Annotated in this window: 12 protein-coding genes; 10 read left to right on the top strand and 2 right to left on the bottom strand. The window is 59.3% G+C overall.

Annotated elements, in window-relative coordinates:
- Nucleotides 1-633: 633 nt before the first annotated feature.
- From ILFOPFJJ_RS28770 to ILFOPFJJ_RS28740, 7 genes are all read left to right on the top strand, one after another.
- Entirely contained in the window at nucleotides 634-1347 is a 714-nt protein-coding gene (locus tag ILFOPFJJ_RS28770) for a ParA family protein (RefSeq protein WP_173513951.1), read from the top strand.
- Nucleotides 1340-1777: a hypothetical protein gene (locus ILFOPFJJ_RS35365; RefSeq protein ID WP_246299878.1), complete on the top strand. Its 438-nt coding sequence runs from the start codon at nucleotides 1340-1342 to the stop codon at nucleotides 1775-1777. The genes ILFOPFJJ_RS28770 and ILFOPFJJ_RS35365 overlap by 8 nt, the downstream gene beginning before the upstream one ends.
- Nucleotides 1778-2071: 294 nt before the next feature.
- Nucleotides 2072-2548, top strand: coding sequence for a helix-turn-helix transcriptional regulator (locus ILFOPFJJ_RS28760; protein ID WP_173513950.1), 477 nt, complete (start codon nucleotides 2072-2074; stop codon nucleotides 2546-2548).
- Nucleotides 2549-2958: 410 nt separating this feature from the next.
- Nucleotides 2959-3210: a WGR domain-containing protein gene (locus ILFOPFJJ_RS28755; protein WP_173513937.1), complete on the top strand. Its 252-nt coding sequence runs from the start codon at nucleotides 2959-2961 to the stop codon at nucleotides 3208-3210.
- Nucleotides 3211-3468: 258 nt separating this feature from the next.
- The gene (locus ILFOPFJJ_RS28750) at nucleotides 3469-3942 is read left to right on the top strand and encodes a Ros/MucR family transcriptional regulator (RefSeq protein ID WP_173513936.1); all 474 of its coding nucleotides are present in this window, start codon (nucleotides 3469-3471) and stop codon (nucleotides 3940-3942) included.
- A 58-nt stretch (nucleotides 3943-4000) separates the two neighbouring features.
- On the top strand, nucleotides 4001-4192 hold the full coding sequence (locus ILFOPFJJ_RS28745) for a Y4oE-related protein (RefSeq protein WP_173513935.1): 192 nt from the start codon (nucleotides 4001-4003) through the stop codon (nucleotides 4190-4192).
- Nucleotides 4193-4300: 108 nt separating this feature from the next.
- Nucleotides 4301-4591 (top strand): hypothetical protein, encoded by a 291-nt coding sequence (locus ILFOPFJJ_RS28740; RefSeq protein WP_173513934.1) that lies wholly within the window; start codon nucleotides 4301-4303, stop codon nucleotides 4589-4591.
- 264 nt (nucleotides 4592-4855) lie between these two features.
- Here ILFOPFJJ_RS28740 and ILFOPFJJ_RS28735 read toward each other — a convergent pair whose 3' ends face one another.
- Nucleotides 4856-5149, bottom strand: coding sequence for a hypothetical protein (locus tag ILFOPFJJ_RS28735; RefSeq protein WP_173513933.1), 294 nt, complete (start codon nucleotides 5147-5149; stop codon nucleotides 4856-4858).
- Here ILFOPFJJ_RS28735 and ILFOPFJJ_RS28730 point away from each other — a divergent pair.
- The 3 genes from ILFOPFJJ_RS28730 (at nucleotide 5148) to ILFOPFJJ_RS28720 (ending at nucleotide 8824) form a co-directional block, all read left to right on the top strand.
- Entirely contained in the window at nucleotides 5148-6980 is a 1833-nt protein-coding gene (locus ILFOPFJJ_RS28730) for a GGDEF domain-containing protein (protein ID WP_173513932.1), read from the top strand. The two genes, ILFOPFJJ_RS28735 and ILFOPFJJ_RS28730, sit on opposite strands and share 2 nt — an antisense overlap.
- Before the next feature lie 410 nt (nucleotides 6981-7390).
- Entirely contained in the window at nucleotides 7391-8641 is a 1251-nt protein-coding gene (locus ILFOPFJJ_RS28725; protein WP_173513931.1) for an OmpP1/FadL family transporter, read from the top strand.
- Nucleotides 8642-8824 carry a hypothetical protein gene (locus tag ILFOPFJJ_RS28720; RefSeq protein ID WP_173513816.1) on the top strand — a complete coding sequence of 61 codons (183 nt, stop codon included), beginning with the start codon at nucleotides 8642-8644 and terminating at the stop codon, nucleotides 8822-8824.
- 115 nt (nucleotides 8825-8939) lie between these two features.
- On the opposite strand, the gene ILFOPFJJ_RS28715 is transcribed toward ILFOPFJJ_RS28720, so the two are convergent.
- Nucleotides 8940-10823 carry a patatin-like phospholipase family protein gene (locus ILFOPFJJ_RS28715; protein WP_173513930.1) on the bottom strand — a complete coding sequence of 628 codons (1884 nt, stop codon included), beginning with the start codon at nucleotides 10821-10823 and terminating at the stop codon, nucleotides 8940-8942.
- Nucleotides 10824-11582: the final 759 nt, after the last annotated feature.

Below are 11582 nucleotides of genomic sequence, written 5' to 3'. Positions count from 1 at the left end.
GCCTCTCCAGCCTCTCCAGCCTCTCCAGCCTCTCCAGCCTCTCCAGCCTCTCCAGATTGTAAGGGGAAATTCAACTAAACAACTCCGAGCTGCCCTCGCTACGCTCGTCCTTTTGTCCTTCCGGACCGGGCCTCCGCCCCGGTCCTTTAAACGAGGGAACGCTCACCAGGGTTCACCTCCGAAATCCGCTTTTGAAGGCCTTTCTGTGCCCCTCGTACTCAGCCGCAAGGGACGCTCCGCTCTCCGCCCTTGCCGCTTCCGTGCGAGCGTCAAAGCCGGCCTTACGCGGCTCCGGGGTTCACTGATCAAGCAGAGCGTTTAGGTGGACGCCGCACCGAACGCCGTCGAAAAGCAGCCATGTCGTGTCGATATTTCACACGAGTTAGCAGCACGATCGTTCCACATCATGTGTTTATGGGCGATTGCGAAAATGGTTTCACATCGTGGGGGGAATTGTTCACATCCTATAGCTGTGGTTTAGTTGGTTCGATTGACTACACGGGGCGGTAGTGCAATGATTCCACATCGTACGGGCAATTGTTCGCATCGTGTGCAAGTGCGACGCGGAAACTCCGTGCAAGTCCACGACGAACTGCCGGAATGACTTTGGACCAGCAAAGGGAGTTGCGACGCTTGCCACTATTTATTTCTGCCGTGAGCGGCAAAGGTGGGGCTGGGAAGACAACAGCAGCGATATTGATCGCCGGGGAGTATGCGCTTCAGGGGAAGCGTGTGCTTCTCATTGATGCAGACGGCCGCCAAAATCTGCAGGAATGGTGGAAGCGCTGTGAGGCAAAGGACAACCTACCTGCCAACATCGAGCTCATAACCGCCGCGCGCCAGACCACCGTTCAGCAGCTCCTGGAGAACGAGGCGAACAAGTTCGACGTCGTTTTGATGGACTCGCCCGGCCAGGACACGGTTCTAAGGGACACGATCATCGCCGGCTCCGATATTGTGCTGACGCCGATCCAGCCGAACCAGGACGAGATCAAGGCGGCAGGGCAGGCCGCGGCCGACACCGCCGATATTTCCGACAAGGTGGGGCGGTTAATCCCCCACGCCAACTTTGTCACCAGGATCACCATGCCGGCGAAACTGCTGCAAGCCTACCGCCTGATCAGGCCGTTCGTGCAGAACCTGCAGGAAGGGGGCTACGACTCCTATCTCCTCAAGACCGAGCTAATGGAGCGAAATTGCTATCGCGAAATTCGAAACGGCTACGGCACTGTGCAAATGCTCGAGCTCACAGAGTCGGTGAAAAAAGCGAGAGCGGAAGTGATGAACCTGGTTCGGGAGATCGAAGCAATTTTGGCGGGCGAGAATGAGGTAGCAGCGAATGGCTAAGGGTCAAACTACCGTTTCTGACTTTGCGGTCGCGCCGCGTCGCAGCCGCCCACTTGAGCAAGCTGCGACACCGGCGGACTCAGCACCGAATCCGACTGAGCCGTCGACAGAAACCAGGAATGCAGATCGACCTCAAGAGGCTGTACCGGTCGGCACTGAGGCCGATCAGGCCTCTAATGGTCTGATCGCCCCGACACAAGAAGCTCGGCGCGAACGGGCCACCGCGAGAGCATTGCAGCGAGAGGATTCGAGAGTTCGATTACGCGACTTGAAGAGGGCGCGCGATCGGGAATCCAAGCACTACGTCAACTGCCCGCTGGATTACGACACGAAGATGAGGCTGCAAAAGGCCGCCATTGAGAACGACGTGAAGATGACGGTCATCATGAAGGCCGCGATCGATCAGTTCCTCAAAGATAACGGCTATTGATCGATGTTGGGCCGCGGCTTCCTTCTTGGAGTGGCCATTGGCTGCGTCCTTGGCGTGTGTATTGCGAGCGGCGTACCCGAAAAGGCCACGTGGCCGAAATGCTCGGGCGCATGCTGAAGCATTTTGATCCATCGCCTCAATGAGCTCGCGACCCCAATCTCCCCCAAAAAATTAGGGAAAATTGCTGTGATTCTTCGGAGAACGTACTCCAAAATACTTCAATGTGGTGCATAGTGGGCGCTGAGGGCGGTACATACAAAAAGGGTAAGGCCGGTGACGGATGCAGTCAGCTTGATGAGCGCACGAGGTTTGGTTGAAGTAGCCGACCCGGAATTTGATAGGCCGGCCTTCCGCCAGTCGGGTTTCGACGGCACCCCTACCGCGAAGGAGATGGATGAAAAGATCTCCGCCTGGCTCAAAAAAACGCGCGAGGCCAAAGGCATCTCCCGCGCCGAGTTGGCGCATTTGCTGGGGCTCTCGGTATCTGTTTACAGCAGGTACGAGCGGGGCTCAGAAGCTCGGATGTCGGTCCCGCGGCTGATTCACCTCTGTGAGATCATGGGCTTTATGCCCCTGGATATGATCTTTGACACAGCGCCGCACTTGTGGGGCAAGACGCCGGAGGAAGCAGAGGATCGCCGAACATTGATGAAGCTTATCGAACGATTGCCACCCGACACCATGCGCGATCTGATCCGGCTTCTGAAACGCATGATGCCAGGCGAACAAGCGGCGGAAGCTGTTGCCCCCAACACGAGTGAAGGCGGCTAAGCCGCGTCCTTCAAGATGGTCGGTGCGGCCAGAAGAAAAACTGCAGCCGCCCCACTCCCGTTTACCACAGGCTCCGGCCTTCTCTTCGGCGCAATGGAAAGCGCGTTCAGGCCTCCGCCTGCTTCGCTCCGCCCAAGGGCGGAGTGGAAAACGGAAGCGGTCCGGAACTTTTCTGTTCAGGTTCAGGCGCCCCTCACTGGCGCCGTGGTTGCCCGGAATGCCGGTACCAACAACCAACATCGCGAAAGCGATTCAGCACAACATTCGCAGACAAAATGACCATCAGCAATTCGACCGTTGTTGCGATCGTGCCAGCTCGAGCACTGCAATCAAATTCTTGAATCGGTCAGCGGTGATCGATTCATAAATGTCATTGGACGGCGAATCCTCGACCGGCCAAGCTCGCAGGCATGACCCAGCACTGGTTCCGCCTGTATGTTCTGCGCATTGACGCGACCAAGAACATGGCGCGCTATTACACGATGTCGATCGAACCGGATCTCTTCGGCGGCGCTTCGCTCGTCCGCCGTTGGGGCCGGATCGGCACTCGCGGCAAAGAGCGCATTGATCTGTTTAACGATGAGCGTCAAGCGATCGGGTACTTCCTTGTCTTGGCTCGCCAGAAGCGAGCGCGCGGTTACAGCCCCCAACGGCGCTGTTGATCTCTGAAGTTCAATGCTTCCCCTCCGCGCGCTGCGGAAGGGGATGTGAGCTGGAGAGAATCCGAACAGGCAATCACGACAGAAAACTCAAGAGACTCTGTGGCCCTAATTCCGCAAGGACGTCAGAAATGAAGAACAAAGGACGTCAAAAAACTGTCGATAATTATTGCCTTTCTCTCACGCCGCCTTCCTTCCGACCGAAATACCTGTCCATTACGTGGACGGATTACAGTTGGTGACATGCTACGGAGAAGAACATTGACGGAATCGCGCTCAGAGATAAAGGAACGCAGACTTGAGCTCACCAGCCGCATCGTATCCGCCTATTTGAGCCGCAACGTCATTCCCGCCGGCGATCTACGGCTTCTTATCCAGCAGACCTACGACTCGCTGAATGGGACTGCTCCACCAGCGAAAGCCGAGCCCGCGGCCGAGGAGCAACGCCCCGCCGTCCCGGTCAAGAAATCCGTGACAGACGACTTCATCATCTGCCTGGAGGACGGCAAGAAATTCAAATCGCTGAGGCGCCACCTCATGGCGAGCTACGGTCTGACGCCGGAACAGTATCGCGAAAAGTGGAAGCTCCCGGCCGACTACCCGATGACAGCTCCGAACTATGCCCGACAGCGCTCGGAACTCGCACGCGCGACGGGGCTTGGAAAGAAACCGGCATCGGTGCCCGCTGAAGCCCCCACTCCCCTTCGCAAGAAGATCGGCCTGAAGTTCGGCTGACGACGGTGCCGGAGCTTGGCGGGCCGCAAATGAGCACGTCGCCGAAGGAGGGAAACCAATGATCGATTGGCAAGACCTGACCGAAGAAGACGCTGTCGACGTAGCGGTTGCCGAGCACGGCAAAGGCGCGACGATGTCGGTCGCCTACTGCGCTCTTGAGGCGTACCGCGGCGTGGACACGCCAGAGTACCGCTTCTGGTTTGGACTTTTCTTGAAGCTGGCGAAGCGCGAGCACGTAGGTTGGGCTTGAGTCCTGAGCGCCCGGCTCTTAGTTGGGCGAGGGCAAGCCACGGCTGTGCCCGAATGCTCGCACCATGGAAATTGCCACCACTCCAGGAGCAGCTTGCTGCACAGAACGATGAGTCTTACGAGCGATTTCATCTCAGAGCTGATTAGGGCGGCAAATGAGTCGGACCGGCTGACACACTATGAGACAAGCCGGCTCTTTGACCGCGCGATAGACACGATCCGCGACATGCGCGAGCAAACTGGCACGGTTGAGGCCCATCGTGCGCGAGACGTCCTGATCGATCTCCGGATATCGTCGGAGCGGGCTCGCGACCTTTCGGCTAAAGAGGTCAGGGATGCTCTGGTGGACGCGGCCGACGTCATCAGGACACTGAAAATCGTCTTGGAACGGACCCCGTGACATACCTCACTCTCGATGGCAGCGATGCCCAGGACATATACTCCGCCGCACTAGACCGGCGACTACCTCTGGAACGAAATTGACCGACCCCTTGAACGTTTCAGGCCGATCCGCGCTAACCGCTTCAATCCAGGCAACTTCAAATTCCCTTAGCGGTTATTATTGCAGAAATGCCCACGGATCCCCGCTGCGCGCGTTGCCGACCAATCTGAAGCATCGCGATGCTTGCGATCACGAGCGAAACCGCACCGATCTCAAGAATGCCTACCGGCTCACCTGCAATCCAGCTGAGTGCAACGATCGGCCTGACGTATGTCGCTCCCGAAGCAGCGACAGCACCACGCCGGAGAAGAAGCCCAGGGTGCGCTCGCGGATCGCCGTTTCCATGCGGTCGAGATCGTCGGCGGTCAGCTGAAGATTACCCGACCTGCTCTGCTCAGAACCTCGTAACCAATGTTGTTCATACAACGGAAGGTCGAAAGCACTAGAAGTAGGCAATAGGCCCCGGCCCGCATCGTGAACGCCTTCGAACAGAACAAAGCAACGCCCGAATTTCATGTCCACCTGGATCCGCACCTTTCTTCACAGCACGGTGAACGTGGTAGCCGCCGGATTGGGCGGCGGGTTCGCTCGTGCGGCCCGGAACATTCGTCCCCGTTATGACAAGAAACTGTCGCTCCGTATGGTGCTCGCAATTGTGTGCACGGCCGGCCTTGCTCTGACGAGCGTTACGCCCACTTACCAGCAATTTATCGTCTCGCGTCAGAACCTTTACGACATTCAGCAATATCGGCTGATCCTTGACACCGCCAATCTTCTCGCGGCCGAGCGAGGTCCTGCCAACATCGTGATGTCGGAAGAGCCATCGCTCGTAAGCTCGGGCGCCAAGCGGCTCCTGGAACTTCGGAACCGGATCGATGCCGCGCTCGCGGCGCTCGGCGCCCGTTCCGATGCACCCTGGGGCCTGCATCACCATCAAGTTCCACACGAGCTGCTGGCGGGGGTCGTTGAGCAACTCGCATTGGCGAGATCGAAGGTCGACCGCATCGCCGCGGTCCCGCGCGCGTTACTGAAGCGGGAGGAGCTGCAGGATGCCATCGACAGCATGTTTGCGGTATCCGATCGCTTCCAGCCCGTCGTCGCATGGAGAGCGAACGAACTCGTCCGACACGACACGGGTCTGGCCGCGCCGGTCCTTGTTGGACAGATGTTGACGGACCTCCGAGATTACGGCGGCCGCATGGCGTCGCAGATCCTTGCAGCGGTCGCAACGGGGCAAAGACTGCCGCTCGAAAACGTCATCGACAGCAGACAAAGCCAGGGCCGCGTCCTTGAACTATGGCAGGTCATCAACAACCACACTGCCCTTTACGACGGCCCCGCGTTCGCCAAGCACCGCACCGAAATCATCGAGCGGTTCTTCGGCGATGGCTTGAGCTTGATTGACGGCTTGATCGGCGAGGGCCGTTCACAGAAGCACTATTCGGTGACAGCAACAGAACTGACAAACCGCTTCGTACCGACAATGCGGCCGATCGAGGCCTATCGCAGCGAGTTCCTCGACGCGGCGGTGGAGAAGTATGTGATAGCCAGGAGGGCTGCGTTGATCACGCTCGCCATGGTTCTGCTCGTCACCTGCGCTATCCTCGCGATTTTGAGCGGGGTCATCCTTTCTATCCGCACCCAGATCTTCCGCCCCCTTCTTCAGGTCCATGAGGAGGTTTTGCGGTTGGCTGAAGACCGTCCGCAGGTCCATAAATCGCTTTCTGGACAGGCGGGAGAGATCCGCAATCTGTTCGGTGCGCTTGAGGTCCTCCATAGCAAACTCCAGGAGCGCGCATCGATTACCAGCAAGCTGCGGGTCGAAGCCGACACCGACGGCCTCACTTCTCTCCTCAACCGACGTGCCCTGGACCGCATCGCCGAGGAGTGGGCGCGCAACGAGGCAGCTTGCCTCGTGCTGCTGGACATAGATCACTTCAAGAGGATCAACGACACATACGGCCATCCGACCGGCGACCGCGTTCTTAGAGAGACCGCGGCTCTCCTGCGCTCACTCACTCGCTCGCAGGACGTCGTCGCCCGCTTCGGTGGAGAGGAATTTGCCATCTTGGCTCCTGGAGACGACCTTCCGGGAGCGATCGCGCTTGCCAGGAAGCTTCGCCTCGCCATGCAGCACAAGAAATTCACGACGCTGGAAGGAGAGCCCCTGAGGGTTACGGCAAGTTTCGGTGTGGCACGGAGCGGACCGGGTGCCGACGCATGGTCGCGCTTGGTTGCTCAAGCGGACGCCAGCCTCTATCGCGCAAAGGGCGATGGTCGGAACCGAGTGCGTGTTGCCCAGCCGTCTTTTGACGTTGGTCAGAAGGTTGCCGCCTCCCGAAGCTGAACACCGCTGCTTCGGTCGGCTACCCGACGGATCCGAGCCTTATACGTCCATGCCTTGTATGCACGGGGTCTCCCTACGCGCACATCATGATTCCGCACATCATGATTCCGGTGAAATAGCAGGATCGAAAAAGTGCGTGCGCATCCCCGAATACGAAAAAGCCTGCCGCGGGAGGAGGTGCGGCAGGCTTTCCCAAAAGAACCGAACAGCGACTGGGAGGAGGAATGCCGCTGTTCCCACAGACGTCGCTGGGAGGAGGAGTGGGCCGTCTGAAATACGAAAGCACCGCATGCCGGAGAGGCAATTGTCCGGAAGCGTCTTTTGTCGCAATCTGACACGTAGCGCGCCGAAAGCGTTCGCATGCGAGGAGGCATGAGGGCGTGGAATGAGACCGGAGAGGGAGGACGCGCATGCGTGCATCATCTTTTGCTTCGACGGCGGTGGCGGCGTTACTGGCGGGAGTGGCAACGGCGAAGGCCGGGGGCTTCGCCGTTCGAGAGCAATCCGCCTATGGCCAGGGCTCAAGCTTCGCCGGAATCGCTGCGCCGGGCGATTCGATCAGCTCCATGTTCTGGAACCCCGCGGCCGTGACAACGGTGACCGGCGTGACTGTCGAGGGCAATGTCACGGCCGTCTTCCCGCGATCGGAACTCGACGTGGACCCCTCCCGTTCGACGCTGACGGCGCTTGGAATCACCGGTGACGGCGGCAATGTCGGCAAGATTGGCATCGTGCCGGGCACCTATTTTGCCATGCCGGTCAGCGACCAGCTCTATTTCGGTGTAAGCGTCACCGCGCCCTATGGCCTCAGCACCACTTCGGACGTGCCTTGGGTCGGCATGTTCAGCCATCTCGAGGCCGACGTGCTGTCGATCAATGTGAGCCCGGTCGTTGGCGTCAAGCTCAACGACATGATCAGCGTTGCCGCCGGCCTGCAGGTGCAGTATCTCGACGTCGAGATCGAAAGTGCCCTGGCGCCTACCGGTTCACCACCGCGGCAGCGCATTCAAGGTGACGACTACGGCGTCGGCTTCGTGGCCGGCGTAACGCTGACGCCCTTCGACGGCACGACCCTTGGCATCGGCTACCGCTCGATGGTCAAGCATACGCTCGACGGCAGCCAGTCCTTCGATATTCCCGTCGCAGGCGGCTTGATTCCCGCGGGCCGCTATCCGATCACAGCCGACATAAAGCTGCCCGAAACGGTCACCATCGGCCTGCGGCAGCGGATCACCGAGTCTTTCGCGCTCACCGCCGGCATCGAATGGGCGAATTGGAGCCGCATTCAGACCGTGCCGTTCCAGGGCTCGCCGGCTGGCTCGGATCTGGCTCTGAATTACGACGACGTGTGGTTTTTCGCGTTCGGCGGCGAATATCAGTACAACCCCAATCTGACGCTGCGCGCCGGCCTCGGCTACGAGATCGCGCCGACCACGGACGAGGACCGCTCCATGCGGCTGCCGGATGCCGACCGCATCTGGGCCAGCATCGGCGCGAGCTACGACTGGAGCGAGCGCCTTTCCCTCGACGTCGGCTATTCGCACCTCTTTGTTGACGATGCGCCGGTCGACGAAACGACCGCAGGCGTCCGCTCCGCCGGCGAGGCCGAGGGCAGCGTCGACATCATCTCTTTCGCTCTGCGCTACAAATTCGGCGGCTAGATGCCAAGCCTCAACAGGTTGTCCTCGATCAGGCCGATCCTGCTGAGTGCCGACGATGTCGAGCTCTCGTTCGAGACATTCGCCGGCTTGCTCGGAGCCGGCTACGCGATCTACGAAGACAGCGCCGAGCGCCGCGATATTGCCGCTGGCGTGGGCGTCTGGTCCGTCGAAAGCGAGCTCTGACGCTCCCTCACATGCGTCAAGACCGGACTATTGCCCGGTGGTTATCACCATCCGGAACCGGGCTGCGCCGCTCATCATCCGCTGGCTCTCAGGTGACACGACGTAGTGGGAGGCGCTAAATCAGAGACGGGTCCCTGCGGACGCCAAAGCCTTGGATCACGCCCTGCTGATCCGGGGTGCCGAGCAGCGCTTGGAGCCCTGGGTCGTTCTGGCGGACACGTTCCTCGATCCATCGGATCGTCCAGTCGTAGGTTTCCGAAAACAATTCGGAATGCCGGCTCCAATCCATGAAGCTGATCGTGCTCGAAACCGGCGGATAGACCAAGATATCCTCTTCGCCAATGGCAATGTCGTGCGGCCGGTGTGCCAGCATGCTCGCAGCAATCACGTGAATCACGCTGGGCACCTTTGGCAAGCTGGCACGACCGAAAGGGTTTAGCCAGGCGAGCGCCAACTCGGAAGCTCCGGGGATGCGGTCATAGTCGATGTGGTATTTCCGTGGTCCACCCGACTCCAAGCTCACGACGACATTGGGTCCGGTCTTGAGTTCCTTCATCTGCTCCAGCGGCAGATTGTTCATAATCCCGCCGTCCACGAGCATATCGCCGTCCGCCGTAAAGAACGGCGGCAGGACACCCGGGATCGAGCCGGACGCCCGAACGGCCTGCCACAGCTTTCCACGACGATGAACATGGGGTTGACGACTGCTCAGATTGGTCGAAAGCGCAAAGAACGGAAGCCAAAGATCCTCGATCAGAACGTCACTGTACTCCGCCCGAAGGGCCCGATCGAACACTTTGTGATCCAGGAGCGCGAAATGCGGCAAAGTGGGACGGCGAAAAGCCCGACTCTTGATGAATATGTTGTGCGTGCCTCGGTCGATCTCATCTGCATCCAATCCTCTGGCGAAGCCGGCCATCATCGCCGCTCCGGAACTTGTCCCGCCGAGATAGTCGAAGCGAGCGCCCGCCTCTACGAGGGCCTTGTAGACACCAAGATGAGCGCAGCCGAGGGACCCGCCCCCCGCCGCCACGAAACCCCTTGCCTTGCCGGAAATGAATCGAACCAGGCGTTGGATGTCAGACTCGTCCTCCAGTGCAACATGATGATGATGGCCAACATGAGGACGCTCGTTTAGCCATTTAGCCGTACCGGAGACCGTTGCCGAGCGATTGTCGTGAACCAGAATGAGCCGCACGGTCGACGGTGAATGAACCGATAGCGCCAGTTCCTCGGATAGGTTCAGGCGGAACGAAGAGGACGCGCCGGCGAGTAACAGGACGCTGTCGGCTTGGCGAATGCAGACCCGCGTCCATTCATTGGGCTCTTCATCGGCGACATAAACGATGATTTCGGTCCTGGCCTCGAGTTCGTTCAACCAGTTGAGGAGCGGCTGATCGTCGATCGGAAGACCGGCGAACCGCGCTTCAATGTCAGGCCGAGCAAGAAACTGAGTGCGCGTGGCCGCGCCCAATGCTTTCCGCAGGTACCGGATGAAAACTGGCGAAATGCGACTTCCGCCAGCTGGAATGACCGCAAGCGTTCGGATCTTGGCAGGCTCCTTGGGACGCGATGAATTCGGAGCTTGCTTGGCAAACCGGCACGCGAGAAACGTGGTGACCGCCTGTCGCAGGCTTGGCAAGACCTCGGCCGCTTTCTCGAACTGGTTGCCGCGGATTTCAAGGACAATCGAATCGCGCGCTGCAAGCACGGTGGCCATACGGGGCAGCCCTGCAAAGAAACCGACCTCACCGATGAGTTCGCCCTGGCCGATCTCGGCGACCCACCCGGCGGATTCTTCTTTGTGCACCGTAAAGCGCCCCGACAGCACGATAAAGAACCGGTCCGACGGATCACCTTCGCGAACCAGGATCTCGCCGCGTCGCAAAACCCGCCGGTCAGATTCGGCAGCCAAAGCCTCAAGTGCCGCCAAAGATGCCCTATCGAACATCAATGTCGCCGACAGTAATCTCGCCGCAAGGGCATCGACGGAGGCCATTTGATCACCCCACGAGAAGCGTTCGCTCTGGCTAACAATAACGGGTCCCGCTCAAAAACGAATATCGCACAGCCGCTAACGAAAGTGGTGGCAGTACTATGTTGATGTATCCGCTGTTGCGCGCAGTAGACTGTCACTTGGAGCCGCCATGCGGCGCTACAGCCCACTTTCGGGTTGGCTGAGGTCCACCTATTGCGTTCATTCGGGTCTGCGCGCAGGACGATGCAAGTTGAGCCCCCGTCCACTACCGGTGAAATTGAAAGCCTGTGTTGGAATCAGGGGCGAGACGTATTGCGATACAATCTTAGCTACTATGCAAGACACGCTAAAGTCACCCGCATACGGCCGCACCGCGATCCGATGAAGCCGGCGCCCGCGCCCGCGCTTAGGCGCCGGAATACCACGAGTTCGGATCACTGCTCATGTTTATCCTTGCCGTGAATTTTCGCGGCTCGCAATCGCCATTCTTCGGCCTACAATGCTTGCCGCACTGCCGGATTTACCCGCCCGCGGAGTTCCGCATTCGTTCCCCGAGAAAGGAGATCGGCTAGTGGCCTCTCACGTCTTCAAGGTGGTCAGGGCTTGCGCAAAATAAGAGGGCGGCCCACGTCAAGTGCAATCGGAAGAATGAGATATGTTACCCACGCTCAGTTACAAACGTCGGGTAGCCGTGACGGACGTCTCGCCGGTTCTTTTCCATGTAACGGAAAACACTTAGTTCGGCAGACATAAGGAACGCCTCAATGGCGACCGTTGACG

The organism is Sinorhizobium psoraleae, assembly GCF_013283645.1.
Classification (GTDB): Bacteria; Pseudomonadota; Alphaproteobacteria; order Rhizobiales; family Rhizobiaceae; genus Sinorhizobium; species Sinorhizobium psoraleae.
Note: the sequence above shows the minus strand (reverse complement) of the source record. Positions and strands in the feature narration are given on the sequence as shown.